The organism is Janibacter anophelis NBRC 107843 (genome assembly GCF_001570945.1).
Lineage (GTDB): Bacteria > Actinomycetota > Actinomycetes > Actinomycetales > Dermatophilaceae > Janibacter > Janibacter anophelis.
The window spans coordinates 1-25,730 of the sequence record NZ_BCSQ01000034.1 but is presented as its reverse complement, the minus strand read 5'-3'; the positions used below and the strand labels follow the sequence as shown (position 1 = coordinate 25,730).

Genomic DNA, 25,730 nt, shown 5'->3' with positions numbered 1-25,730 from the left:
AAATTGGGGTCGTGCACAGGTCTGCGGTGCGAGACCGCTCAGGCCGTGCGCGTGCTGATGTCGGTGACCGACGCCGTCGGGGTGCCCTCGCTGTCGAGCTGCGTCAGGCGAGTCGCGATCTGGTGCACGACGCTCGGCAGGATCGGCAGCGAGAGGTGGCCGATGCCGCGCAGGCGGATGTTGGTCGTCTCGACGCCCTCCTGATGGAGCGAGCCGCTCACCGCCGGCAGGACCGCCTCGTCGGTGTCGGACCAGAACGTGATGACCCGGGTGCGGCACCCGGGGGCCGGCTGGTTGAGCTCCTGCATCAGGCCGCTGCCCGGACGCAGCTGCCGGGTCAGCGAGGTCGGCAGGAGGTGGGCCAGGAGCGTGCCGTAGTGCGGCGAGCCCAGGGTGACGAGGGTGTGGATGCGCTCGTCACCACCGAGACGGGTGACGTAGTACCGGGCCACGACCCCACCGAGGCTGTGGGCCACGATGTGGATCCGCTCGAAGCCGGTCTCCTCGACGATCGCCTCGATCTCCTCCGCCAGCTGCGCCGCTGCTGTGCGCACGTCCTTGGTGCGCACCGAGTAGTTCATGGCGAAGACCCGACTGAACCCGCGACGCAGCAGGCCGCGACGCAGCAGCGTGAAGATCGAGTGGTTGTCGGCGAAGCCGTGCAGCAACAGGATCGGCGTGCCGACCTCGGTGACCGCGTTGACGAGCATGCCGCGCTGCACCGGGCTGAGGTGCTCGATGCGGTATCCGTGGCGCGGTCCACCACGGCGCGGTGCCCGGGCGCCGAAGGGGTAGAGGGAGATGTGCGTGGTCGCCCAGACGACCTCGACGGCGGCGAAGACCGCGGCCTGGACGGTGGCCATCTGCCGCAGCTGGTCGCACACGCCCGCCCGCAGGCCGCCCGACGTGTTCATCGGGCCGCTCAGGGTGGCAGCGTCGCTCACCGGGTGCGTTGTCGAGGCCATGGTGACTCGAGGGTAACCCCGTCGAGGGGCGAAGGGGAGGGGCCGTGACGACTCCGTGATCAACGGTTCAACGACCCCCGGGGATGCACGCCACACGGACCGGGCGTGCTCACCCTTCGCTCGGCGGCTAGTCTCGACCCGCACCCCGTTACCACAGCAGAGGACGGAATCACCCTCGTGGATCTCTTCGAGTACCAAGCACGCGACGTGTTCGAGAAGCACGGCGTCCCGGTTCTTGCCGGCGCCGTTGCCACCACCCCCGCGGAGGCCCGAGCGGCCGCCGAGTCGATCGGCCAGAAGAGCGGCGGTGTCACCGTCGTCAAGGCCCAGGTCAAGACGGGTGGCCGCGGCAAGGCCGGCGGCGTCAAGGTCGCCAAGTCGGCAGAGGAGGCCGAGTCCCTGGCCGAGCAGATCCTCGGCATGGACATCAAGGGCCACACGGTCCACAAGGTCATGATCGCCCAGGGCGCGCAGATCGCCGAGGAGTACTACTTCTCGATCCTGCTCGACCGCGCCAACCGCAGCTACCTCGCCATGTGCTCCAAGGAGGGCGGCATGGACATCGAGCAGCTCGCGGTGGAGCGCCCCGAGGCCTTGGCCCGCATCGAGGTCGACCCCAACGTCGGCATCGACGACGCCAAGGCGCAGGAGATCGTCGACGCCGCCGGCTTCGACGACGCGGACAAGGGAAAGATCGCCGACGTCCTCAAGACCCTCTGGGTCGTCTACCGCGACGAGGACGCCACGCTCGTCGAGGTCAACCCCCTCGTCAAGACCGAGCAGGGCGAGATCGTCGCGCTCGACGGCAAGGTCACCCTCGACGGCAACGCCGACTTCCGCCAGCCCGGTCACGCCGAGCTCGAGGACAAGGGCGCCGCGGACCCGCTCGAGGCCAAGGCCAAGGACAAGGGCCTCAACTACGTCAAGCTCGACGGCAACGTCGGCATCATCGGCAACGGCGCCGGGCTCGTCATGAGCACCCTCGACGTCGTCGCCTACGCGGGTGAGGACTTCACCGGCGGCAAGGCCAAGCCGGCCAACTTCCTCGACATCGGTGGCGGTGCCTCGGCCGAGGTCATGGCCAACGGCCTCGACGTCATCCTCGGCGACGAGCAGGTCAAGTCCGTCTTCGTCAACGTCTTCGGCGGCATCACCGCGTGCGACGCGGTCGCCAACGGCATCGTCGGCGCCCTCAAGACCCTCGGCGACGGCGCGACCAAGCCGCTCGTCGTACGTCTCGACGGCAACGCCGTCGAGGAGGGGCGTCGCATCCTCGCCGAGTTCAACCACCCGCTGGTGACCATCGAGGACACCATGGACGGCGCCGCCCGCAAGGCCGCCGAGCTGGCCGCCAAGTAAAGGACGTAGAGAACAGACATGGCAATTTTCCTCACCGCTGACTCCAAGGTCATCGTCCAGGGCATGACCGGCTCCGAGGGCATGAAGCACACCACCCTCATGCTCGCTGCCGGCACCAACATCGTCGGTGGCGTCAACCCCAAGAAGGCCGGCCAGAGCGTCGACTTCCCGAGCGGCCAGTCCGTCCCCGTCTTCGGCTCCGTCGCCGACGCGATGCAGGAGACGGGCGCCGACGTGTCCGTCATCTTCGTCCCGCCGGCCTTCGCCAAGTCGGCCGTCATCGAGGCCATCGACGCCGGCATCGGCCTGGCCGTCGTCATCACCGAGGGCATCGCCGTCAAGGACACCGCGGAGTTCTACAACTACTCCAAGGGCAAGTCCACGCGGATCATCGGCCCCAACTGCCCGGGTCTGATCAGCCCCGGTCAGTCCAACGCCGGCATCATCCCGGCGAGCATCGCCGGCGCCGGCCGCATCGGTCTGGTGTCCAAGTCGGGCACGCTGACCTACCAGATGATGTACGAGCTGCGTGAGTTCGGCTTCTCCACCGGCGTCGGCATCGGTGGCGACCCGATCATCGGCACCACGCACATCGACTGCCTCGAGGCCTTCGAGAACGACCCCGAGACCGACGCGATCGTCATGATCGGCGAGATCGGCGGCGACGCCGAGGAGCGCGCGGCGGCCTACATCAAGGACAACGTGACCAAGCCGGTCGTCGGCTACGTCGCGGGCTTCACCGCCCCGGAGGGCAAGACCATGGGCCACGCCGGCGCCATCGTCTCCGGCTCCTCCGGTACCGCGGCCGCGAAGAAGGAGGCCCTCGAGGCCGCCGGGGTCAAGGTCGGCAAGACGCCGTCCGAGACCGCCGACCTCATGCGCGAGATCATGCAGGGCCTGGCCAAGTAAGGCACCCGCAGTCCTGACGAAGGGGGGCGATGACCAAGTGGTCATCGCCCCCCTTCGCCTGTGGTCCCGCAGCCCCCGACGCCGCGCATGTCCCCGGGCGGATGCGCGCAGAGGCTCCACGGTGAGGGACACCACGTGTCGTGCCGGAGGCGCCGTGGGTATCCTGAACCCGTACGAAGTCAACGTCGTACGCGTGCTCCGGGGTCGGTGTAATTCCGAGCCGGCGGTGACAGTCCGCGAACCCGTCCTCTCGAGGCCGGGCCGAGCTGGTGGAACTCCAGCACCGACGGTGAAAGTCCGGATGGGAGGCAGCACGCGGCGCCGCGGTCGTACCGTGCGTCGGGTCGCCCGTCGTCGGTACGACGTCATCGGAGCACCCGATGACCAGCGCGCGCCGTCACACCCGACGGGTGTGCCTCCCTTCGCCCCCGTGGTCCGCGTGGACCACGGAGAGGGCAGATGCAGCAGCCGGTCACCATCGAGAGCGCGATGACCCGTGCCGTCGAGCTGGCGGCACGCGGCCTCGGACGCACCTCGCCCAACCCCGTCGTCGGCTGCGTCGTCCTCGACGCCGACGGCCGCATCGCGGGCGAAGGGTGGCACGAGCGGGCCGGTGGGCCGCACGCGGAGGTCGTCGCGCTGGCCGCGGCGGGGGAGCGGGCGCGCGGTGGGACCGCCGTCGTCACCCTCGAGCCCTGCCGGCACACCGGGCGCACCGGACCGTGCACGAGCGCGCTCCTCGAGGCCGGCGTCGACCGAGTGGTCGTCGGCGTCCCCGACCCCACCGCGACCGCGGGCGGGGGAGCGGACCTGCTGCGCGAGCACGGCCTCGAGGTCATCGAGGGCGTCGGCCGTGAGGCCGCCGCGCACGTCAACCGGGCCTGGCTCCACGCCATGGCGACCGGGCGCCCCTTCGTCACGTGGAAGCTCGCGAGCACTCTCGACGGGCGCACCGCGGCGGCCGACGGGACGAGCCGCTGGATCACCGGACCCGACGCCCGCGCCGCCGTCCACGCCCTGCGGGCCGAGCGCGACGCCGTCCTCGTCGGCGGGGGGACCCTGCGGGCGGACGACCCCCACCTCGCCGCCCGGGGCATCGAGGGCGCGACCCAGCCGCTGCGCGTCGTCCTCGACCGTCGAGCTGAGCTGCCCCTGACCGCCCGCGTCCTCGACGACGCCGCGCCCACCCTCGTCGTCGTGGCCGGGGGCACCGACGCGCAGCGGCTCACCGGCGCCGGCGTCGACGTGCTGGCCGTGCCCGCCGGCCCGGACGGGCTCGACCTCGCCGCCGCGCTCGCGGGCCTGCACGAGCGCGGGGTGCGCTCGGTCCTGCTCGAGGGCGGGGCCCGCCTGGCCGCGTCCTGCATCGCGGCCGACCTCGTCGACGAGGTCGTCGCCCACATCGCGCCGGCACTGCTGGGGGCCGGCGCGCCGGTGCTCGGCGACGCCGGCATCACGACCATCACCGAGGCCCTGCGCCTCACCACCACCGACGTCGTGCGCCTCGGCGACGACATCGCCGTCACCGCCACCGTGAGGAGGGAGCGCTGATGTTCACCGGGATCATCGAGGAGCTCGGGGAGGTGGTCGCCATCGAGCCCGGCGCGGACTCCAGCCGGATCACTATCCGCGGCGAGGTCACGACGGCCGACCCGGCGCACGGCGCGTCGATCGCCGTCAACGGCGCCTGTCTGACCGTCACCGACCACGGGGCGAAGGGGGGAGTCGTCACCTTCGACGTCATGGCGGAGAGCCTGCGGCGCACCGTCCTCGGCGACCTCGCCGTCGGCGACGCGGTCAACCTCGAGCGCGCCATGGTGCTCGGCGCCCGCCTCGACGGCCACCTCGTCCAGGGACACGTCGACGGCACCGCGACGATCGTCGAGCGTCGTCCCGGCGACCGATGGGAGGAGGTGCGGCTGGCGATCGACCCGGCGCTGGCCCCCTTCGTCGTCGAAAAGGGCTCGATCTGCCTCGACGGCGTGAGCCTGACCCTCACCGTGGCCGGCGACGACCACGTCGAGGTCGCCCTCATCCCCACGACCATGGAGCTGACGACCCTGGGCCGCAAGGGCGTCGGTGACCGGGTCAACGTCGAGGTGGACATCCTCGGCAAGTACGTGCAGCGCATGCTCGCGCTCGACCCGAAGGACCCGCGATGACCCACGACGAGACCCTGCTCGATCCGATCGAGACCGCGATCGAGGCGATCGCCGCGGGTGGCCCGGTGCTCGTCGTCGACGACGCCGACCGGGAGAACGAGGGCGACATCATCTTCGCCGCCGATGCCGCGACCGACGAGCTGATGGGGCTGACCGTGCGGCTCGGCAGCGGCGTCATCTGCGTCGCGATGACCGGCGCCGAGCTCGACCGGCTGGCGCTGCCGCCGATGACAGCGATCAACGAGGACTCCAAGGGGACCGCGTACTCGGTCTCGGTCGACGCGCGCGAGGGCGTCAGCACGGGCATCAGCGCGGCCGACCGCGCGATCACCGCCCGGCTGCTCGCCGACCCGGCGACCGGGCGCGGTGACCTGGCCCGGCCGGGGCACGTCTTCCCCCTGCGGGCCCGTGACGGCGGGGTGCTCGCGCGGCGGGGCCACACCGAGGCGGCGGTCGACCTGTGCCGGCTCGCCGGTCGCGCCCCGGCCGGCGTCATCTGCGAGGTCGTCGAGGACGACGGCTCGATGTCGCGCCTGCCGCAGCTGCGGCAGCTGGCGGACGAGCGCGGGTGGCCGCTGGTGAGCATCGCCGACCTCGCGGACCTGCGCCGCCGCTCCGAGTCACTCGTCGAGCGGGTCGTCTCCACGCGGCTGCCGACCGCGCACGGGGAGTTCACCGCCCACGGCTACCGCAGCGGCGTCGACGGGTCCGAGCACATCGCCCTCGTCCACGGCGACCTGGGCGCGGGGACGCCGCTCGTGCGCGTGCACAGCGAGTGCCTGACGGGTGACGTCTTCGGCTCGCTGCGGTGCGACTGCGGGCCCCAGCTCGACGCGGCCCAGGCGACCGTCGTCGCGGCCGGCGCCGGCGTCATCGTCTACGTCCGCGGGCACGAAGGGCGCGGCATCGGCCTGGTCGACAAGCTGCGGGCCTACGCCGCGCAGGACGGCGGAGCCGACACGGTCGACGCCAACGCCGACCTCGGGCTGCCCGTCGACGCCCGCGACTACACGCACGCCGCGCAGGTCCTGCGCGACCTCGGGGTGGATCGCGTTCAGCTGCTGAGCAACAACCCGGCCAAGGTCGAGGCCCTCACGGCCCTCGGCGTCGAGGTGGCCGGGCGCGTCCCGCTGCCGCCGAGCGTGACGAGCGACAACCTGCACTACCTGCGCACCAAGCGCGACCGGATGGGCCACGACCTGCCGTGGCTGCCGGACACCGACGAAGGGAGCACGCGATGAGCGGTCAGGGAGCGCCGGCGATCGAGATCGACGGGGCCGAGGGCCTCACGGTGGCGGTCGTCGCCTCGAGCTGGCACACCGAGGTCATGGACGGCCTCGTGGGCGGCGCCGAGGCGGCCCTCGAGGAGGTCGGCATCGAGCCGAGGGTGGTGCGCGTGGCCGGTAGCTTCGAGCTGCCGGTGGTCGCGGCGGAGCTCGCGCGCACCCACGACGCGGTCATCGCGCTGGGCGTGATCATCCGGGGCGGCACTCCGCACTTCGAGTACGTGTGCGCGGCCGCCACCGACGGGCTCTCCCGGGTGGCGCTCGACTCCGGGACGCCCATCGGCTTCGGGCTGCTGACCTGTGACGACGAGGAGCAGGCGATCGCCCGCGCCGGCCTGCCCGGGTCCCGCGAGGACAAGGGACGCGAGGCGACCGAGGCGGCGCTGTCGACGGCGGTCCTGCTGCGTCGGCTCCGGGCGTGACGCACGCCACTGTTTCCGGACCCGCAGCGGTGGTGACGCGCCCGGCCCACGGGTCTAGTGTTGCGCTGCAGCGCCGACCCGGTCGATCCCCCCTGCTCCCGGGTCGGCGCTGTCATGTCCGCACGAGGTGAACCGAGGGCTCAGGGCGCGTTGCGCTGTTCGGCCAGCTCCTGGTCGCCGAGCGCCGCCTGGGCGACCTGGCGCATCTCCTCGGAGGTGTAGGTCATGCCGTCGAGCTCCGCGACCGTGAGGTAGGACGTCGACGCACCACGGGTCGCCTCCACCCACCAGTAGGTGGTGCCCTCGGGCCCGCGCGCGTGCCAGGAGCGGAAGCGGGCCCGGCCCGGCAGGTCCTCGGTCACCCGCTGGGTCACCCGGTAGGTCTGCTCGCACTGGCTGACGGCCTGGTCGATGGCCTCGGTCGGGGCATCGGTGGCCCCGTCGGCCGTGCCGATCCACTGTCCGGCGACGACGCGGCCGTCGTCGAGGGTCGAGACCCGCCGGTCCCAGGCATCTGACTGCGGGGTCTGGAAGCACTGGCCGTCGGGCTCGGATGTGCCGAGCGTGCTCGTGACCTCCAGGCCCAGGGCGGCGGACCACTCGTCGGAGTCGAGCATCTGCATCGTCGGTTCGCCGGCGGAGTCGGTGGAGGTCGCCGCCGGGGGAGCGACGTCGTCGCGTCCCTGGAGCAGCAGGCCCGTGCCGGTCGCGATGAGCGCGGCCGCGGCGACACCGGCGAGGAGCGCGAAGGAGCGGCGGCGCCGACGCCGCAGCTCGACGACCTGGCCACCGGAGGCGTCGGCCGCTCCCTCGGCCCGGGCCCGGACGGCGGCCGGCTCGGGGAGGGGCTGCGTGGACACGTCGTCCATGAGCGACATGAGGGCAGCGCGGACCAGCTCGTCGTCCTCGGGGTCCCACGGCACGGTGGGTTGACGGTCAGTCATCGTGGGCCTCCTTGTCGGTGAGTTGCTTGGCCAGCTGCGCTCGTCCGCGGTGCAGACGCGCCTTGATCGTCCCCGGCGGGGCGCCGGTCTGACGGGAGATCTCGTCGACCGACAGGTCGGCGAGGTAGTGCAGCGCGAGGGTCTCGCGCACCTCGGGTCCCAGGGTGCGCAGGGCAGCCACGACGGCCACTCGGTCCACGGTGGGCCCCCCGGGTGGGGATGGCTCGCCGTGCCGCTCCATCGCCTTGAGTCGATTGGTGTCCTTGCGCCATGCCGAGATCGCGATCCGTCGGGCCACCGTCCTGACCCAGGCGCCCGGCTCGTCCGTGGCACGGACCTGGTCCCACCGCTGCCACGCCCGTGCGAAGGCCTCCTGGGTGGCGTCCCTGGCCAGCTCGAGGTCGCCCGTGGAGGCGTACACCAGGTGCACGACGCGCTGCGCCGTGGAGCGGTAGAAGTCGTCGAACTCGGACTCCGCGGATGCGTCGCCTCCCTTCATGTCACCCCTCCAGACGTCCGCGGGGGCTGATGGGTTGCCCTCCGACCCGAAATCTTTTCGTGACCTCGGCTGGCCTCCACCACTGTTCCCCCTTCGTCGGTGACGATGGGGCACGTGACGGTGATGGAGCTCATCCGGTCGGCCGCGACCGGTGACGACGGTACCCGCAGACCGCCCGAGGTGCGGGCTGCGGCGACCGGTGCCCTCACGGCGGGCGCCGGCTGGCTCGGCGTCGTGCTCCTCGGTGTCCTCGCGGCGATGGCCGTCCCGCGCGCATCCGCCGGATTCGGTGAGGCCCTCGGCTCTGGCAGCCTGCTGTGGCTCGTCCTCGGCGGTGCCCGGCTGCACGCGGGGGAGGGCACCGTGGCGCTCACTCCGCTGCTCGGCACCCTCCTGCTCGTCGTCCTCGCGCGCGTCGGGTCCCGCCGCGGGCTGCCCGACGAGCCGAGCCTGCGCGAGCAGAGCGCCTGGCTCGGTGGGTACGCCGCCGTCGCGCTCCTCGCGGCACTGCTCGGCCTGCTGTCGCCCGCCGCCCCGACCCTGATCAGCCTGCTGCTGCCGCTGCTCGTCGTCCCGGCCGTCGGCCTGGCGTGGGCGCACGGCCTGCCCGAGCAGGTGACCGAGCAGTGGGCGCGGGCTCCGCTCGCGGTGCGGCGCGGCCTCGTCCCGGGGGCGAAGGGAGCGGCACTGCTCGTCGCGCTCGGCTCCGTCCTCGTCCTCGTCGCCACCGTGGCGCACATCGGTCGGGTCGCGCACATCCAGTCCGCCCTCGACGCCGGGTTCTTCGGCGGGCTCCTCCTCGTGCTCGTCCAGGTGGCCCTGCTGCCCAACCTGGGCATCTGGGCGCTCTCCTTCGCCGCCGGGCCCGGGTTCTCGACGACCGGCGGCGCCATGACGACGTGGTCGGGGGCCGAGGCCGGGCTGATGCCGATGGTGCCCGTGCTCGCGGCCCAGCCGCAGCCGGGTGACCTGATGTGGGTCACCCACCTGCTCGTCCTGCTGCCCGTGGCCGCCGGCGTGTGGATCGGGCGAGAGGCTCTGGACTACGTGCCGCGACTCGCCGCGACCCAGGCCAAGCTGGCGGCCGTGGCCGCTGCGGTGCTCGTCGCCGCGCTGGCCGTCGCGCTCCTCGACGCCCTCGCCGGAGGTTCCCTCGGGGCGCTGCGTCTGTCCCACCTCGGGGCGCCGGCGCCGCTGCTCGGGCTCGTGCTCGTCGCCGAGCTCGCCCTGGGCGCCTTCGCCGCGGCCGCGCGCGACTGGTGGGTCCTGCGCCGCTGACCCCGAGTGGCCACGCAGCCGTTGTCGTTCCGTGACAACCAAGGTGCCGCGTGACACGTTGTCAGCAGTGGGAGAGCGACAGGGGGTCGCTCGCAACGAACAGGACACCACCATGCAGCGCCGCACCACCCGATCCGCCCGCTCCATCGCGACCGGCGTCGCCGCGTCGGCCCTGACGCTCGCCCTGGCCGCGTGCGGCGGATCCGACGGGTCCGAGAGCGCCGGATCCGGGGACACGACCGTGACGGTCACGTCGCCGACGACCGAGTCGGGGTCGCCGACGACCACCACCGCGTCGGCCACGACGAGTGCCCACACGGCGACTGCCCCGAGCCCGACGTCGTCGACGCAGGGGCCGGCCAGCGGTGACCGACTGCCCAACCTCGGCCACAAGACCTCGCAGGCCAGCTTCGCCTCGCCCAGCGGCAAGATCGCCTGCACGTACTCGGCGAGCGGCCGGGAGGAGTGGGTCCGGTGCGACCTGCGGGGCGCGGTCCTCGACGTGCCCGAGCAGGCCGAGGAGGATTGCGAATTCGACCTCGGCACCAGCCTCTACGTCGACGCCTCGGGCGGACGGCTCAACTGCGTGAGCGACGTGGTCCAGGGCACCCCAGTGGCGGACGCCGCGGACTCGGCCATGTGGTGGGAGCCGGCCCACGGCACCAGCCCCCAGGGCGAGGTCGCCCTGCCGTACGGCAAGAGCCTGGGCATCTCCACCCTCCTGTGCGAGAGCAGGAGGAGCGGCATGACGTGCACCGTCGGTGAGCACGGATTCACCCTCAACGACTCCGCGTACGACGTCTGGTGACCTCGACCGGCCGCGGCCGGAGGCACGAAGGGGGACCTACACTCGCCGGGTGAGCTCCCCCCTTCGCCTCGTCGTCCTCGTCTCCGGCTCCGGGAGCCTCCTGCAGGCCCTGCTCGACGCGGTGGCGGCCGGTCGGGTACCGGCGCAGGTCGTGGCCGTGGGGACCGACCGGGCGGACTGCACGGGGGTCGCGCGGGCGCAGAGCGCTGGCGTCCCCACCTTCGTCGTGCCGGTCGCCGAGCACCCCGACCGCGGCGCCTGGGACGAGGCGCTCGCGGCCCGGATCGTCGAGCACGCACCCGACCTCGTCGTCACCGCCGGCTTCATGCGGATCCTGGGGCCGCAGGCGCTCGCCTCGGCCACCTTCCTCAACACGCACCCGGCGCTGCTGCCCGCCTTCCCCGGCGCGCACGGCGTGCGCGACGCGCTGGCCTACGGGGTGCGCGTCACCGGGTCGACCGCCCACCTCGTCGACTCCGGCGTCGACACCGGGCCGATCATCGAGCAGCGCACGGTCACCGTCGCTGACGACGACACCGAGGAGACCCTCCACGAGCGGATCAAGGTCGTCGAGCGGGAGATGCTCGTCGACGTCGTCACGGCCATGGCCACCGGTGGCTGGCGCGTCGAGGGCCGCCGGGTGCGCGTCGGCCCCGCCTGAGCGCGCACCCGCCCGGGCGGATGCACGCGGACGGGCCGCACGCCCGTAGACTCGGCCCCACACGACTGGCGAAGGTGGATCACCACCGGGGAGTGACGAAGTCGCGGTGCATCGCCCGCCTGGGTGCACCCATCCGCATCGCAGCGATCCCAGGAGTACTCGTGTCAGACCGCCGTCCCGTCCGCCGTGCGCTCGTCTCCGTCTACGACAAGACCGGCCTCGAGGACCTCGTCCGTGGCCTCGCCGACGCCGGCGTCGAGCTCGTCTCCACCGGCGGCTCCGCCGCGACCATCGCCGGACTCGGCCTGCCGGTGACCAAGGTCGAGGACCTGACCGGCTTCCCCGAGTGCCTCGACGGCCGCGTCAAGACCCTGCACCCGCGGGTCCACGCGGGGATCCTCGCCGACACCCGGCTCGAGGACCACGTCCGCCAGCTCGAGGAGCTGGAGGTCGCCCCCTTCGACCTCGTCGTGGTGAACCTCTACCCCTTCGCCGACACGGTCGCCTCCGGCGCCGGCGTCCAGGACTGCATCGAGAAGATCGACATCGGCGGCCCGACGATGGTGCGTGCCGCGGCCAAGAACCACGCGTCCGTCGCGATCGTCACCGACCCGAGCAGCTACGGCGAGGTGCTCGAGACCGTGCGCGGCGGCGGCTTCACCCTGGCCCAGCGCCAGCGCCTGGCTGCCGAGGCATTCGTCCACACCGCCACGTACGACGTCGCGGTCGCCTCGTGGATGGGTTCGGTCGTCAGCCCGAGCGACGAGACCCCCTTCCCCGGCTGGGTCGGCGGCACCTGGACCAAGAAGTCCGGACTGCGCTACGGCGAGAACCCCCACCAGTCCGCCGCGCTCTACGTCTCCGACGGGGCCGCCGGTTTGGCGCAGGCCGAGCAACTGCACGGCAAGGAGATGTCGTACAACAACTACATCGACGCCGACGCAGCGCTGCGCGCCGCGCACGACCACGGCGACCAGCCGACCGTCGCGATCATCAAGCACGCCAACCCGTGCGGGATCGCGGTGGGCGAGAGCATCGAGGCCGCCTACGAGCGCGCCCACGCCTGTGACCCCGTCTCCGCCTACGGCGGCATCGTCGCCAGCAACCGACCGGTCACCGCGGCGATGGCGACCGCACTCAACGACACCTTCTCCGAGGTCGTCGTCGCGCCGGACTACGACGAGGATGCCCTGACGATCCTGCGGGAGAAGAAGAACCGCCGCCTGCTCAAGGTCGCGACCCCCGCCCCCGGTGGCGTCGAGACCCGACCGATCTCCGGCGGTCTGCTCGTGCAGCAGCGCGACGCGATCGACGCGGTCGTCGCGGCGGGTGCCGACGACAAGCCGACGCAGGGCCATGGTGACGACCCGAGCGCGTGGACCCTGGTCACCGGCGAGGCCGCCGACGAGGCCACGCTCGCCGACCTCGCCTTCGCCTGGCGGGCCGTGCGCGCCACGAAGTCCAACGCGATACTCCTGGCCAAGGACCTCGGCTCCGTCGGTATCGGCATGGGGCAGGTCAACCGGGTCGACTCCTGCCACCTCGCGGTGAGCCGGGCCGGGCAGGGCCGGGCGGAGGGGGCCGTGGCTGCCTCCGATGCCTTCTTCCCCTTCGCCGACGGCCTGCAGGTCCTGCTCGACGCGGGCGTCTCGGCCGTCGTCGCCCCCGGCGGGTCCGTGCGTGACGACGAGGTCGTCGCGGCCGCCGAGGCGGCCGGCATCACGATGTACTTCACCGGCACCCGCCACTTCGCGCACTGAGCCCCCGAAAGGACCCCGCCTGATGACTGCACAGATCCTCGACGGCAAGGCCGCGCTCGTCTCCATCAAGGAGGAGCTGCGGGGACGGGTGGCCGCGCTCAAGGAGCGAGGCGTGACGCCCGGGCTCGGTACGGTGCTCGTCGGTGACGACCCGGGCAGCCGGTGGTACGTCGGCGCCAAGCACAAGGACTGCGCCGAGATCGGCGTCACGAGCATCCGTCGTGACCTGCCGGCCAGCTCCAGCCTCGAGGAGGTCCTCGAGGTCGTGCGCGAGCTCAACGAGGACCCGGCGTGCACCGGGTTCCTCGTGCAGCAGCCGACCGGTCTGGACGAGAACCGGATCCTCTCCGCCGTCGACCCGCTCAAGGACGTCGACGGACTGCACCCGACCAACCTCGGCTGGCTCGTCCTCGGCGAGCCGGCGCCGCTGCCGTGCACCCCGATGGGGTGCATCGAGCTGCTACGTCGCCATGACGTGCCGATCGCCGGCGCCCGCGTCGCGATCGTCGGGCGCGGGATCACCGTGGGTCGCCCGCTCGGTCTGATCCTCACCCGCCGCAGCGAGAACGCGACGGTCGTCCTGTGCCACACCGGTACGCGTGACCTGGCTGCCGAGGTGCGTCAGGCCGACATCGTCGTGGCCGCCGCCGGTGTGCCGGGCATCATCACCAAGGACATGATCAAGGCGGGTGCCGCCGTGCTCGACGTGGGCGTCAGCCGGATCGTCGCCGAGGACGGCCGGTCCAAGGTCGCCGGCGACGTCGCGGCCGACGTGGCCGAGGTTGCCGGGTGGGTCAGCCCCAACCCCGGCGGGGTCGGCCCGATGACCCGGGCGATGCTGCTGACCAATGTCGTCGAGGCCGCCGAGCGCAGCCTGGCATGAGCGAGCAGGGCGACGGTCAGGACGTGGAGGGTGCTGCCTCCGCGTCGGTCCGCCCCGCCCTCGACGCGCGGCCCCTGGCCGCGTGGTGGCTCATCTTCGGCGCGCTCGTCGTCGGGCTGCTCTTCGTCCTGACCGACCACATGCTCCGGGCCACTCTGACGCTCGGGGCGTCCCTGCTGCTCGCCGCGGTGCTGCGGCTCGCCCTGCCGGGATCGCGGGCCGGCGGGATCGCGGTGCGCGGTCCGCTCGTCGACGTGGTGCTGCTCGTCGTCCTAGGCGTCGCCGTCCTCGTCTCCGGGTTCACCCTCGACCTGACGGCGCGCTGACCTCGACCACACCCGTGTGACGAGGGGCGGGGGCGTCCTTGGCTCGCTGGCGCTCGCGCCTCTGCCGTTGCTCCGTACTCTGTGCCGCCCCATCGCCGGTTCAGAGTACGGAGCAACGGCAGAGTCACAGGACAACGCCCTTCGTGGCTCGTTGGCGCTCGCACCCCTTCGCCCTGCGTATCCCAAGAAATGGTCAGGACATCTTGTGCAGCCCTTCAGGTCTGAGTAGATTTCCAAGAGTCGTGGCCATCTGTACCAGCAGGGGAACTGGCTGGCACGACCACACCGCTAGCCAGCGGTGATCCGGAGGCGGGAGACGCCCGCCTTGGGGGAAGGGAAGCACCTGTCATGCGACACACCACGCAACGGCTCCTGATGAGCGCCGGGACGGCCGCCGGCTTCATGGCGATCAGCGCCGGCGCCGCACTCGCGGCCCCGGCGCCCGGACCCAACCAGCCCGAGTACTGGGAGGCGTACTTCGCGCAGGAGGAGAACGGGGGCTACGTCGACGTCGAGTGCGACAAGCGCGACTCCGAGGGGCCCTACACCGTCGACGGGAACTACATCGCCATCATCATCAAGGCCGGCGCGGGCGACGACCAGAACCAGGTCATCATGAACCCGGAGCAGGGCGAGACCTACGAGACGCACGAGAACGGCAAGGACATCTCGCACGTCATCTACTGCACGGGCGAGGAGCCGACCGAGCCGTCCGAGACCACGGAGCCGACCGAGCCGTCCGAGACCACGTCGACCTCCACCTCGACGACGCCGGTCGCGACCACCACCCCCGGCGGGCCGCAGACCCCGGGCGTCGTGCAGACCGACGGTGGCCCTCTCGGCGGCGACACGGGTGCCATGCTCACCGCCCTCGGCATCGCCGGGCTCGTCGGGACCGCCGGAGCTGCCGCGGTCGTCCGCACCCGCGGCGCCGCACGCCGGCACTGACGCGCAACACGGACGAAGGGCGCCCCACCCCGATCGGTGGGGCGCCCTTCGACGTGCGGAGCGGGGCGTCAGCCCTTGATGAGGCCGAGCTTGGTGACGGCGTCGCGCTCCTCCTCGAGCTCGGCGACCGAGGCGTCGATCTTCGAGCGGGAGAAGTCGTTGACGTCGAGTCCCTGGACGATGCTCCACTCTCCACCGGAGACGGTGACGGGGAAGGAGGAGATGAGGCCCTCCGGCACGCCGTAGGAGCCGTCGGAGACGACGGACATCGAGACCCAGTCACCCTCCGGGGTGCCCAGGGTCCAGTCGCGGGCGTGGTCGACGGTCGCGCTCGCGGCGGAGGCGGCCGAGGAGGCGCCGCGCGCCTCGATGATCGCGGCGCCGCGCTTGGCGACGGTCGGGATGAAGGTGCCCTCCAGCCACTCCTGGTCGCCGACGGCCTCTGCCGCGTTCTTGCCACCGACCTCGGCGTTGAAGAGGTCGGGGTACTGGGTGGCGGAGTGGTTGCCCCAGATCGTCATCTTCTTGATCTCGGTGACCGGCACGCCGAGCTTGGCGGAGAGCTGGCTGATCGCCCGGTTGTGGTCGAGGCGGGTCAGCGCGGAGAAGCGCTCCTTGGGGATGTCGGGGGCGTTGCTCATCGCGATGAGGGCGTTGGTGTTGGCTGGGTTGCCGGTGACGGTGACGCGGATGTCGTCGGCGGCGACCTTGTTGAGGGCTGCGCCCTGCGGGGCGAAGATGCCGCCGTTGGCCTCGAGGAGGTCACCGCGCTCCATGCCGGGGCCGCGAGGGCGGGCGCCGACGAGCAGGGCGTGGTTGACGCCGTCGAAGACGACGTTGGGGTCGTCGCCGATCTCGACCTTCGCCAGCGTCGGGAAGGCGCAGTCGTCGAGCTCCATGACGACGCCCTCGAGTGCCTTGAGCGCGGGGGTGATCTCGAGCAGACGCAGCTCGACCGGGGTGTCCGGGCCGAAGAGCGAACCGCTGGCGATTCGGAAGAGAAGGCTGTAGCCGATCTGGCCGGCGGCGCCGGTGACGGCGACCTTGACGGGCGTGGTGCTCACGGGGTGTCTACCCTTCGTCGTTGGTTAGCGGGTGCCCTTCGACTCTAGTCCTCCGCCGCAGGGCGCGTCTGGCCGGTCCGGATCACTTCTCGCCGAGGAAGAGGAGCCGGGGTACCCGGTGCCGCCGCAGGACCCACGCCAGGGCGACGGGCAGGAGGAGACCGGCGAGGAGACCGAGGGGGAAGAGCGCGCCATGCGCCTCGAGACCGAGGCGACCGGCGACGATCCGTGACCCTGCGGACCCGAAGACGTGCCAGAGGTAGATGGCGTAGGAGTACCCGCCGAGCCAGATGAGCCATCGGGCCCGCAGGACGCGCTTGACCTGCCAGAGGGCGAGGAGGCTGCCGACGCCGACGAGGACACGGACGGCCCGGTGCGGCATGTCGGTCAGCTGGATGGCGCCGAGGTGGTGGCCCACCGTGACGGCGTACGCCCCGAGCGCGACCGCGAGGCTCACCCCGACGACCCGCGTCGTGAGGACGTGCGGGTAGCGGACCAGTCCGTACCCGACGAGGAAGAACGGCAGGAGACGGGTCGCGCCGTTGACGCTGAAGTAGGCGAGCTCCGCCGGGACCTCGACGAGGACGAAGAGGACCGCGGCCACTCCCGTCGTGGTGATCCATCGACCAGTCGTACGCAGGGCGCCGGTGAGGTCCATGACTGTCACCACGGCGAAGATGAGGAAGATCGCCTGGAGGAACCAGAGATAGGTCTGTGCCTGGACCATCTCTCGCAGATAGCTCGGAGCCTCGCCGTTGACCCCAGGGACCTGGCTCTGCACGAGGACGAAGACTGCGCCGACGAAGACCATCGGCACGAGGACCCGGCGCACCTTCGCGCGCATGACGCTCGTCCCCTCCTCGGAGGTCCGGGGACGGCGCAGGGCGTAGACGTACCCGGAGATGAGGGTGAAGAGGGGCATCCGGACATCCTCGAGGAGGAGGTACGACCAGCGCCATGCCGAGTCGTCGGGGACCCGGAGCCCGACGGCGGCTGTCGAGCCGATGACGTGACCGGCCACCATGAGGATGATCGCGAGTCCCCGGAGCGACTCGACATCGGGGTCGCGTCGACGCCCGGGCGGGGTGACGGCGCGCGAGCAGGCCGGCGACGACCTGGGTCCCGATGTAGGCGGGACGTCCTTCCAGGCGAATCGCATGGCAACCGCAGCGCCGATCGTCACGGCCGGGTTGAAGTGGCCGCCGGAGACGTGGCCGACGGCGTACGCCATAGTCAGGACGGTCAGACCGAAGGCGAGCGAGACGCCGACGAAGCCAATGCCGAGACCGGTGTCGGCGCCGTCCGCCATGTGCTGCGCGGCGAAGATCGCGCTGCCGCAGCCGCCGAGGACGAGCCAGAAGGTGCCGAGGGCCTCGGCACCGAGGCGGTGGGCGAGCTTGGGGGTCCGCATGAGTGATCTGCTCCTGCAGGTCGAGGGTGAGGTGGTCGTCCGACAGCTGTGTCGAGGGGGCACCGCAGGTGCCCTGTATGACGCGAGACCAGTGTGCCCAAACGCTGCGTCGCCCGCACGATCTGCCGGCCCTCGGCGCGGGGGCGCGGCCTGCGGCGTCGCGGGCGATAGCCTTCGACGCAGCCTGCGGCCGACCGGTGAGCAGGGACGAGGAGAGACGGATGAGCACACGGTGGGGAGTGGCGGGGCTGATCGCCATGGTCCTGGCGGACATCCTCCTCGTGGCGTGGGCGCTCGGGCTCGTCGGAGGCGAGAGCGACACCGCCCGGCCCCAGCGCCCGGCGCAGACGACGAGCGCGACCTCGTCCACCTCGAGCCCGACCCCGGCCCCGTCGCCGGAGAGCCAGGCGTCGACGGTCCTCCTTGACGCGGCGAGCGCCTCCCATGCCCTTCGTTCCGCCTATGCCCCGTGCACGACGGACGGCCCGACGACCGCCGAGGTCGAGCGCACCGATGACGGCGGCGCGACGTGGGAGGCTACCGAGGTGCGGGCGAGGAGCGTCCTGCGCGTGCGGATGACGAGCGAGCAGCAGGGCTTCGCGGTCGTCGCCGACGACGACTGCGAGCCGGCGGTCCTCACGACGGCGGACGGCGGGGCGACCTTCAGCGGACCCGGACCGGCGACGGCGACGTGGGGTCTGTGGCCGGAGGCAGGGCCCGAGGTCCTCGTCCCGGGCGGCCGTTCCGCGAAGGCCTGCGCGGCAGGCGACGCCGTGGCTCTCAGCGCCGCCGACGGTCAGCTCGCCCTCGTCCTCTGCGACGACGGGTCGGTCCGTCGCACCGCAGACGCCGGCCAGACCTGGGCCGACGCCGGTGACGTCGACGGCGCGGTGAGCCTGGCCGTCCGGGACGACCAGGTCGCGGTGCTCCTGACGTCTGACGGCTGCGAGGGGGTCGGCGTCAGGGCCGGCGACCTCGGCGAGTCGCTCGACCTCGGGAGCGAGACGGCATGCGTCGAAGGGGTGTCCGCACCGGCCGCCGTCGCGGTCGCCGAGGAGGGTGGTTGGGTGTCGTCGAACCGCTCCACCTCCGCGAGCGAGGATCTCCAGGCCTGGACTGCGACCGAGGGCTGATGCGCGTCCGCGACTAGGGTGATGAGCATGCTCGTGCTGCGTCTCCTCCTCCGGTGGCCCGTGGTCGTCCTGTACCGGCTCTGCCCGCCGGGGACCCAAGCGCTCATCGACGCAGATGTGGCGCGGTGGTTCGAGGTATTCAGCTGGGGTTCGACGAGCACAGAGGGTGGCCTCGTGCGTCTCTTCGGGCACCGCACCCACGAGTTCCGCAACGTCTTCTACTACCGGCTCGACCGCACGAGCACGGTGTTCAAGGCCCTCTCGCACCTCGTCCGACGGTTCTACCCGGGGGAGCGGACGCTGTTCGTCCGGGCGGACGAGATCGGTCCCGGTCTTTTCATCCAGCACGGCTTCGCGACGACCATCGGGGCGCGGAAGATCGGCCGCAACTGCTGGATCAACCAGCAGGTGACCATCGGGCACGTCTACGACCGGGGGGCGCCGGTCATCGGCGATGACGTGACGATCTCAGCGGGCGCGATCGTCGCCGGCGGGGTGACGATCGGCGACGGCGCTCGGATCGGGGCGAATACGACCGTGGTGAAAGACGTCCCGCCCGGGGCCGTGGCGGTGGGGGCAGGTATGCGTCTGCTGAACCAGCCTGGGGCTCCGTCGCTGGGCGAGAAGACTGTGTGACACGCTGGCGATGGCCAATCGACGGCGTGACCCGCTGGATGTGGTGCGGCCACCTGAAGGGAGATTCACCATGTCAGACGGGGATGTTCGACCCGCTCGCGTCGCGATTGCAGGGGTCGGTGTTGACCCTCTCGGCGCAGATGCGACGATCCGGCGGTGCGCGGAGCTCGTTGAGCTCGGCGGGCCTCGTCATGCCGCCGGGGTGAACGCCTCGAAGATCGTCGAGGCGCAGGACGACCCGTCGTTCGCGCGAACCCTGGCGGAGGCGGACCTGGTCAATGCGGATGGGATGTCCGTCGTGTGGGCCTCGCAGATCCTCGGACGACGTCTGCCAGGGCGCGTCACGGGCATCGATCTCGTCGACCCGATCCTTGAGCTGGCCGCTAGCCGTAGCTGGCCGGTGTACTTCCTCGGAGCGAGGGCAGAGACGATCGAGCGCGCTACACAGGTGCTGCAGGAGCGGCACCCCCATCTGGTCGTCGCTGGTTTCCGAGACGGCTACATCAGGGGTGTGGAGGCGCAGGCGGCGCGCACCATCGCCGATTCCGGTGCCCGGATCGCTTTCCTGGGTCTGCCGAGCCCTATGAAGGAAGAGTTCTTCGACCAGCAGCGGGAGCTGCTCGGCGACTGTCTCGTCGTCGGTATCGGAGGGTCGTTCGACGTCTTGGCCGGAGCCATCTCGCGGGCCCCGAGGTGGATGCAGCGGGCGGGCCTGGAGTGGCTGCATCGGCTCATGCGAGAGCCAGGGCGACTCTGGCGGCGATACGTCTTCGGGAACACGCGATTCATCGCCCTCGTCCTCAAGCAGCGGCTCGGCCGTCTTCGGGCATGACACGGGGCCTCGTCGCGGCCATGACACCACGCCCGTGAAGCTCGGTGCCCAAGGGATCTCGACATCCACACTCGGCAACTACTCCATGGTCGTGGGGCAGGCGCTGCGGACCGTCGTGGTTGCCGGACTGCTCCGGCCCGCGGACTTCGGGATCCTCAATCTCACGAACGTCCTGACCAACTTCACGACGTACGTCGACGTGGGTACCGGAGTGGTAGGTCAGCAGCACGCGTCCGGGGCCAGGGGGCGTGGCGATCAGCAGGCGGCCCTCGAACAGCTCCGGGCGATGGCGGGAGCGCGACTCGTGCCCGCACTCGCCCTGGCGGGGTTGCTGACCTCAGGTGCGCTCCTCGCATGGGCTCTGGGGCAATCGACGGCAGCAGTCGTCCTGGGGTTCGTGGCCCTGGCCGGTCTCCTGCAGTCCACGTGGTTTTCCGCTCGCGGCTGGCTGAGAGTCACCGGCGACTTCCGCCACGCCATGGTGGCCCAGCTGAGCCAGGTGCTCGTGTGGGTCACCCTCGTGCCGCTTGCGGCGTGGAGGTTCGGACTGGTCGGCGCCTTGGGAGCGATGGCGCTGAGCTACCTCCCGCCCGTCCTGGTGAGTGCCCCTCGATGTGATGTCAAGGCTCTCGTCACTCCGCGGGTGGGCGCCTTCCGGGCGCTGTTGCCTGCGGGCGTCCCGGTATGGCTCCTCCTCGTGACCGCCTTTCTCCTCGTCAACGCCGAGCAGCTCGTCGTCGGGGCGACGCTCGGGACGACAGCGCTCGGCCTGTACGGCATCGCGATGCTCGCGGCGAACGCGGTCGTCGCGCTCAGCGACGGTGCCGCGGCAGCGGCACACCCGCAGACCATCGAGGCCTACGAGCGCGACGGTCGGATCGACGAGATGACGCCCTCCGTCACGCGCGTCATGCGGGTGGTCGAGGCGGCGTTCGCCGTCGTGGTGCCGCTGTCCTGGCTCGGACTCGCAGTGGTGGCCCACCTCTACCTCACCGACTATCTCGCCGCGCTCCCGGTCGTCGCCATCGTCTGCGCCGGAGCCTCCGCGGTCGGGGTCGCGACGGCGAGCAACTCCGCGCTCCTTGCCGTCGGCCTCCACCGGAGACTGCCACGGATGACCCTCATCGCGATCGTGCTCAAGGTGGCGCTCGCGTGGCTGGTGGCGTCGCAGACGGGGTCGACGGCCGCCGTCGCGGCAGCGTGCCTCGTCGGGTCGTTTTTCTACGCGGCGAGCCACCTCCGACTCGTGGCCCGGGCGCTAGGCGCACCCAGCTGGACGCGGTTCGTCATCGCTCACCTGAGAGTGCCGCTGCTCCTGGCGCTGCTGGCACTCGGGTCAGCCGCCGTCGAGGCATGGAGGGGCTCCTCCGGCTTCGTCGTGGCTGCACTGGTCTCGCTCGTCGTCGCCTCGCTCGCAGGGGGTTCGGCGCTGCTGCCTGCTCGACGGTAGGCGAAGAAACCCGCGGCGGTCAGGAGGGCGACGAACTCCATCGTCCGTGGGTTGAGGGGCATGCCCACCTCGGTGACGAAACGCGAGGCTGCGGTGATCATCATGATGAGCCCGACGCTGCGTGCGAGGCTCCATCGACCCACGGTCATGAGCGCCGCCATCGCGAGACCGAAGATCACCAGACCGGGGATGCCGAGGTTGACGAGCAGGTAGGGCGCCTGGCCGTGCTCGCTCACCACGAACCCGCCAAGGACCCCTTCCATGGCATCCGGTCCGGGCCCGAGGACGAGGTCGACCCCGTGGACGAGCTTGGACCTGACGAACTCGTAGATGGTGCCGCGTCCTGTGAGCTCACCCTGTCCGATCGTGAGGAAGACGAGCAGGCTGGCGAGGAGCGCGAGGAACGGGATGGCCCGAACCGCGAGCGGGGCCGCGCTGATGTCCCCGGTGCGGTTCCCGGCACGGATCCGGACGAGGACGATGAGACACGTGGCGATCGCGAGCGCTGCGATCGACGTCCGGGACCCGGTGCCCAGGACGAAGACGCCAAGGAGTGCTGTCGAGAGCACGAATCGGGGCCGGCTTGCGACGACCAGTGCGGGCGTCAGGAGGAGGAGCTGCGACGAGGCGGCGTTCTCGTTGCTGAAGAGGCCCGTCCACAGCGTCCCGAAGGTTCCACACTTGTCCTCCCGGCACGGGGCCTGTCCGAACTGGGGGCTGAGGACGCTGAAGGCGATCGAAGCGGCCACCATGACGTCGCGCAACGCGTTGAGCGCGGGGAGCAGCCGCAGGGTGGGGGGACTCACGAGGACGCCGAGCAGGAGGATCGAGCCGATGATCGGCCCCTGGACCAAGGGCATGATCCCGTCCCGACGCAGGAAATCGACGAACGCCCACCAGACGAAGAGAAGGATGAGGCACCACCCGAACGCAGAACCGACCCTCGCTCGTGGCAGGCGGGTGCTGACGATCTGGGCCAGGCCCCCGATGGCCGCGAGGAAGAGGCACAGCAGGGCGACGGTGGCTCCGACGTTGCCACCCTCGTAGACGTGGGTCCGTCCGACCGAGTCGGTGACCTCGGTCCGCCCATCGATGACCTTGCCGAGCAGCCCGTAGAGGAGGACGGTCGCCGCAGCCAGGAAGATGATCCCGCCGCCGGGACCACCGATCGCCTCCATCTGACGGGGACCGGAGGGGACCTCGTCCGCGTCCGCCTCGAAGGCCCCTTCGTTCGGCTCGTTCATCGTGAGCAACTATAGTCTCCACAGGTGTCACGTCAGGGCCCCAGGGCCGGAGCCGGGTCATGAGGAGGTAGTCGTGCTACGGCGAAGGATCGCCCTGCTGCTCTACTACGGCGTCGCAGCGCGGCTGCCGGAGTCCTACTCGCCAGTGGCCTTCGGCGCCCGGCGCCTCCGCGCTCAGCTCGTCCGGTCGCTCTTCGACCACACCGGCGCCGACGTCAACGTCGAGAAGGGGGCCAGCTTCGGTCAGGGGCGAGGCATCTCACCCGGAGACCGCTCAGGTATCGGCATCGACTGCAAGGTCCAGGGCCCGCTGAGCATCGGCGCCGACGTCATGATGGGACCCGAGACACTCATCTACACACGCAACCACGAGACGGGACGACTAGACATCCCCATGCGGGAACAGGGTGACACTGCGCCCCGGGCGGTCACGATCGAGGATGACGTCTGGATCGGAGCCCGAAGCATCACCCTGCCGGGGGTGACGATCGGCAAGGGGGCAATCGTCGCGGCCGGATCGGTGATGGCCAAGGATGTGCCAGCTCTCGCAGTCGTCGGCGGCGTGCCTGCGAAGGTCATCCGCTACCGTGACGCGGCCGAGGACCGCTCGGCGTGAGGATCGCGCTTCTGGCCCATTGGTTCGCCGAGTACACGCGTGTTCTCGCCGAGGGGCTTGTCGACGCCGGTCACGAGGTTCTCTTCGTCGTCGAACGCGGGGCGTTCGAAGGAGAGCTCGGCGAGGTCCCGCGCCCCGGTCCTCGTCTGCAGGTCGAGGTCGTCGAGCACCGGGCTCACCCCGTTGCCGCCCTGAGGACGTCCAGGCAGATGCTCCGGTCGATCCAGCGCTTCCACCCTGACGTGGTGCATGCCCAGGAGGCTGTCCGAGACTCCCAGGTGGCGGTCCTCCCGCTGTTGAGGCGGCAGTACCCCCTGGTGGTCACCGTCCATGACCCGGTACCTCACATGGGGCAGGACACGGCGAGACAGAAGAGGTCCAGGGGCGGTGCGTACCTGTGGGCCACGCGTCGTCTGGCCGATGCCGCGATCGTCCACGGACACTCGTTGAAGGACGAGCTCGAGCGGGTGGTGCCCCGGCTCAGCGGACGCACCTGGGTGGTCCCGCACGGTGTCCTCGGGGCGTCGGTGCAGGATCCTCCGGTCGCCGACGCAGAACCCGGACGGGCGTTGTTCTTCGGACGGATCGAGGAATACAAGAATCTGCCCGCGTTCGTGCTCGCCATTGAGCACCTCAGCGCAGAGGGTGTCTCCGTCCACGGACGCGTCGCTGGACGCGGCAGTGCCCTCACGGACGATCTGCGCCGGCGTATCGAGCGCTGCGACGCGCTCTCGTTGCACGAGGGGTACCTCACCCGGACGGAGCTGCTCCGCGAGGTGGACCGCGCCAGCATCGTCGTGCAGCCCTATCTGGAAGCCACGCAGAGCGGTGTGTCTCTCTTGGCCCTCGGCCGTGGTCGACCGGTCCTTGCGACGGATGTGGGTGAGGTGCCCATGGTCGTCCGCGACGGTGTGAACGGCCTGGTCGTCCCCCCGAACGACCAGGAGGCCCTCGAGGACGCGCTGGGTCGGGTCGTGCGAGACGGGGACCTCTGGCGTGGTCTCCAGCAGGGCGCCGTGGAGTCCTCATGCGGTGACCTGTCCTGGCCCGCGATCGCCAGGACGACGGTGGGGGTCTACGAGGCGACGGTGGGACGCAGGGCGTCCGCGTAGATCGTCGTCAGTTCAGCGAGATGGGCGGCCGGTGACCTGCGTTCCCTGACCCATCGAGCATTGGCGGCGCCCACATCCCCACGCAGCTGTGGATCCTGGGCCAGCCGTCGCAACGCCTCCCGCAGTGAGGAGCGATCACCGGCCGGGACGACGACGTTCCCCGGGACGGGGACGAGCAGGCTCGGGATGGAGCCGACCGCAGGCGCGATGCAGGGAAGCCCGCGGCCCATCGCCTCGAGGAGGGAGAGCGGCTCGGCCTCGTTCCGGGAGAAGAGAACGAAGACGTCTGCCCGGTCGTAGAGCTCCGTGAGTGCCGGCCCACGCTGTGTGCCGTGCAGCACGCACGCGTCGCTGTGCTCGAGGTGGCGACGCTCGGCATCCGGCAGGGGACCCCACGGACCGACGACGTGGTACTCGATCTCGACCCTCTCCGAGCGCAGTGCCTCCACCTCGCTGAGGATGACCGACATCTGCTTGAGCTCGTTGATCTCACCTACGGTGAGAACGCGGACGGGGTCTGCGTGCGCGGCCCGCTCGGGCGCAGCGGTGTCGACGTTCGACGCAGGGTTCGGCAGCACCCGCACCACGCCGCTCCGTCGCGGACGGCGCTCCCGGATGTGAGCGGCGACAGGTTCAGACATCACGAGGACCGTCTCTGCGCGGCTCAACGCCTCGTCGAGGGCACGGTCGGCGTCCTGGTCGGGCGACTCGTCGTCGAGGAAGCCGGAAGTGTGGAGGTGCGCGACGACTGGGCGTCGCAGGGCGTGTGCGATCCGGAGGTACAGCAGGTCACGTCGCGCCCCAGGTGCAGACATCTGAAGGTGGACGACCTCCGGTCGGTGCACGAGCAGGGCTGCCGTCCAGCGGGCCAGTCCGAGGAGGTGGATCCCCAGCCGGACGAGGGGGCTCTGCGAGCGCACAGACAGCGGCCACCACTGGTCGAAGGGCCGCGCGTCCGGCAGTCCCGTCGTCACGAGACGGGTGTGCTGAGCCACCCCGCCGATCGCGTCCACCGGCGGGGA

25 protein-coding genes and 2 riboswitches are annotated in these 25,730 nt (G+C 71.3%); of the genes, 19 read left to right on the top strand and 6 right to left on the bottom strand.

Features of this window, described 5'->3' with window-relative positions; translation table 11 throughout:
* Positions 1 to 38 precede the first annotated feature (38 nt).
* Positions 39 to 965, bottom strand: a complete 927-nt coding sequence (locus JAN01S_RS10300; protein WP_244884814.1) for a lipase family alpha/beta hydrolase — start codon at positions 963 to 965, stop codon at positions 39 to 41.
* 177 nt (positions 966 to 1,142) lie between these two features.
* Here JAN01S_RS10300 and sucC point away from each other — a divergent pair, with 177 nt between their 5' ends.
* The 6 genes from sucC to ribH all read left to right on the top strand — a co-directional run bounded on the left by sucC (position 1,143) and on the right by ribH (position 7,103).
* Positions 1,143 to 2,324: an ADP-forming succinate--CoA ligase subunit beta gene (gene sucC / locus JAN01S_RS10295; protein ID WP_068317609.1), complete on the top strand. Its 1,182-nt coding sequence runs from the start codon at positions 1,143 to 1,145 to the stop codon at positions 2,322 to 2,324.
* Between the two features lie 18 nt (positions 2,325 to 2,342).
* Entirely contained in the window at positions 2,343 to 3,233 is an 891-nt protein-coding gene (gene sucD, locus JAN01S_RS10290) for a succinate--CoA ligase subunit alpha (protein ID WP_068317606.1), read from the top strand.
* A 189-nt stretch (positions 3,234 to 3,422) separates the two neighbouring features.
* Positions 3,423 to 3,552: riboswitch (FMN riboswitch) on the top strand.
* Between the two features lie 140 nt (positions 3,553 to 3,692).
* Entirely contained in the window at positions 3,693 to 4,784 is a 1,092-nt protein-coding gene (ribD, locus tag JAN01S_RS10285) for a bifunctional diaminohydroxyphosphoribosylaminopyrimidine deaminase/5-amino-6-(5-phosphoribosylamino)uracil reductase RibD (RefSeq protein ID WP_068317597.1), read from the top strand.
* Complete coding sequence (locus JAN01S_RS10280; RefSeq protein ID WP_068317594.1) at positions 4,784 to 5,395, top strand: riboflavin synthase; 612 nt, start codon at positions 4,784 to 4,786, stop codon at positions 5,393 to 5,395. The genes ribD and JAN01S_RS10280 overlap by 1 nt, the downstream gene beginning before the upstream one ends.
* Positions 5,392 to 6,636: a bifunctional 3,4-dihydroxy-2-butanone-4-phosphate synthase/GTP cyclohydrolase II gene (locus JAN01S_RS10275; protein ID WP_068317591.1), complete on the top strand. Its 1,245-nt coding sequence runs from the start codon at positions 5,392 to 5,394 to the stop codon at positions 6,634 to 6,636. The genes JAN01S_RS10280 and JAN01S_RS10275 overlap by 4 nt, the downstream gene beginning before the upstream one ends.
* The gene (ribH, locus tag JAN01S_RS10270; protein ID WP_068317587.1) at positions 6,633 to 7,103 is read left to right on the top strand and encodes a 6,7-dimethyl-8-ribityllumazine synthase; all 471 of its coding nucleotides are present in this window, start codon (positions 6,633 to 6,635) and stop codon (positions 7,101 to 7,103) included. Before JAN01S_RS10275 ends, ribH begins: the two co-directional genes overlap by 4 nt.
* Before the next feature lie 140 nt (positions 7,104 to 7,243).
* Here the strand turns inward: ribH and JAN01S_RS10265 are convergent, their stop codons facing one another.
* Complete coding sequence (locus JAN01S_RS10265) at positions 7,244 to 8,047, bottom strand: hypothetical protein (RefSeq protein ID WP_157075696.1); 804 nt, start codon at positions 8,045 to 8,047, stop codon at positions 7,244 to 7,246.
* Positions 8,040 to 8,546, bottom strand: a complete 507-nt coding sequence (locus JAN01S_RS10260) for an RNA polymerase sigma factor (protein ID WP_068317580.1) — start codon at positions 8,544 to 8,546, stop codon at positions 8,040 to 8,042. Before JAN01S_RS10260 ends, JAN01S_RS10265 begins: the two co-directional genes overlap by 8 nt.
* 123 nt (positions 8,547 to 8,669) lie before the next feature.
* Here JAN01S_RS10260 and JAN01S_RS10255 point away from each other — a divergent pair, with 123 nt between their 5' ends.
* The 7 genes from JAN01S_RS10255 (at position 8,670) to JAN01S_RS10225 (ending at position 15,210) form a co-directional block, all read left to right on the top strand.
* Positions 8,670 to 9,824 carry a cell division protein PerM gene (locus JAN01S_RS10255; protein WP_244884815.1) on the top strand — a complete coding sequence of 385 codons (1,155 nt, stop codon included), beginning with the start codon at positions 8,670 to 8,672 and terminating at the stop codon, positions 9,822 to 9,824.
* A gap of 112 nt (positions 9,825 to 9,936) precedes the next feature.
* The gene (locus tag JAN01S_RS10250) at positions 9,937 to 10,632 is read left to right on the top strand and encodes a hypothetical protein (RefSeq protein WP_068317574.1); all 696 of its coding nucleotides are present in this window, start codon (positions 9,937 to 9,939) and stop codon (positions 10,630 to 10,632) included.
* Between the two features lie 49 nt (positions 10,633 to 10,681).
* On the top strand, positions 10,682 to 11,293 hold the full coding sequence (gene purN, locus JAN01S_RS10245) for a phosphoribosylglycinamide formyltransferase (protein WP_068317572.1): 612 nt from the start codon (positions 10,682 to 10,684) through the stop codon (positions 11,291 to 11,293).
* A gap of 51 nt (positions 11,294 to 11,344) precedes the next feature.
* A riboswitch (ZMP/ZTP riboswitch) is annotated at positions 11,345 to 11,425 on the top strand.
* A gap of 29 nt (positions 11,426 to 11,454) precedes the next feature.
* On the top strand, positions 11,455 to 13,053 hold the full coding sequence (purH, locus tag JAN01S_RS10240) for a bifunctional phosphoribosylaminoimidazolecarboxamide formyltransferase/IMP cyclohydrolase (protein WP_068317570.1): 1,599 nt from the start codon (positions 11,455 to 11,457) through the stop codon (positions 13,051 to 13,053).
* 22 nt (positions 13,054 to 13,075) lie between these two features.
* Entirely contained in the window at positions 13,076 to 13,936 is an 861-nt protein-coding gene (locus tag JAN01S_RS10235; RefSeq protein WP_068317567.1) for a bifunctional methylenetetrahydrofolate dehydrogenase/methenyltetrahydrofolate cyclohydrolase, read from the top strand.
* Complete coding sequence (locus JAN01S_RS10230; protein ID WP_084360165.1) at positions 13,933 to 14,262, top strand: DUF3017 domain-containing protein; 330 nt, start codon at positions 13,933 to 13,935, stop codon at positions 14,260 to 14,262. The genes JAN01S_RS10235 and JAN01S_RS10230 overlap by 4 nt, the downstream gene beginning before the upstream one ends.
* A gap of 348 nt (positions 14,263 to 14,610) precedes the next feature.
* On the top strand, positions 14,611 to 15,210 hold the full coding sequence (locus tag JAN01S_RS10225) for a hypothetical protein (protein ID WP_068317565.1): 600 nt from the start codon (positions 14,611 to 14,613) through the stop codon (positions 15,208 to 15,210).
* Positions 15,211 to 15,278: 68 nt separating this feature from the next.
* On the opposite strand, the gene JAN01S_RS10220 is transcribed toward JAN01S_RS10225, so the two are convergent.
* Positions 15,279 to 16,274: a malate dehydrogenase gene (locus JAN01S_RS10220; protein ID WP_068317563.1), complete on the bottom strand. Its 996-nt coding sequence runs from the start codon at positions 16,272 to 16,274 to the stop codon at positions 15,279 to 15,281.
* A gap of 82 nt (positions 16,275 to 16,356) precedes the next feature.
* Positions 16,357 to 17,685 (bottom strand): acyltransferase family protein, encoded by a 1,329-nt coding sequence (locus JAN01S_RS10215; protein ID WP_068317561.1) that lies wholly within the window; start codon positions 17,683 to 17,685, stop codon positions 16,357 to 16,359.
* Between the two features lie 221 nt (positions 17,686 to 17,906).
* On the opposite strand from JAN01S_RS10215, the gene JAN01S_RS10210 reads away from it, so the two are divergent.
* The 6 genes from JAN01S_RS10210 to JAN01S_RS10185 all read left to right on the top strand — a co-directional run bounded on the left by JAN01S_RS10210 (position 17,907) and on the right by JAN01S_RS10185 (position 24,708).
* A complete protein-coding gene (locus JAN01S_RS10210) occupies positions 17,907 to 18,818 on the top strand; it encodes a beta propeller repeat protein (RefSeq protein WP_157075695.1) in 912 nt (303 codons plus the stop codon).
* Between the two features lie 27 nt (positions 18,819 to 18,845).
* Entirely contained in the window at positions 18,846 to 19,454 is a 609-nt protein-coding gene (locus JAN01S_RS10205; protein ID WP_169797210.1) for a serine acetyltransferase, read from the top strand.
* Between the two features lie 70 nt (positions 19,455 to 19,524).
* Positions 19,525 to 20,286, top strand: a complete 762-nt coding sequence (locus JAN01S_RS10200; RefSeq protein ID WP_169797209.1) for a WecB/TagA/CpsF family glycosyltransferase — start codon at positions 19,525 to 19,527, stop codon at positions 20,284 to 20,286.
* A gap of 34 nt (positions 20,287 to 20,320) precedes the next feature.
* Complete coding sequence (locus tag JAN01S_RS16655; RefSeq protein WP_157075693.1) at positions 20,321 to 21,736, top strand: lipopolysaccharide biosynthesis protein; 1,416 nt, start codon at positions 20,321 to 20,323, stop codon at positions 21,734 to 21,736.
* Between the two features lie 1,317 nt (positions 21,737 to 23,053).
* Complete coding sequence (locus JAN01S_RS17575) at positions 23,054 to 23,596, top strand: acyltransferase (RefSeq protein WP_068317543.1); 543 nt, start codon at positions 23,054 to 23,056, stop codon at positions 23,594 to 23,596.
* The gene (locus JAN01S_RS10185; RefSeq protein WP_068317540.1) at positions 23,593 to 24,708 is read left to right on the top strand and encodes a glycosyltransferase family 4 protein; all 1,116 of its coding nucleotides are present in this window, start codon (positions 23,593 to 23,595) and stop codon (positions 24,706 to 24,708) included. The genes JAN01S_RS17575 and JAN01S_RS10185 overlap by 4 nt, the downstream gene beginning before the upstream one ends.
* On the opposite strand, the gene JAN01S_RS10180 is transcribed toward JAN01S_RS10185, so the two are convergent.
* The coding region (locus JAN01S_RS10180; protein WP_157075692.1) for a glycosyltransferase family 4 protein at positions 24,672 to 25,730 on the bottom strand (1,059 nt) is incomplete at its 5' end. The two genes, JAN01S_RS10185 and JAN01S_RS10180, sit on opposite strands and share 37 nt — an antisense overlap.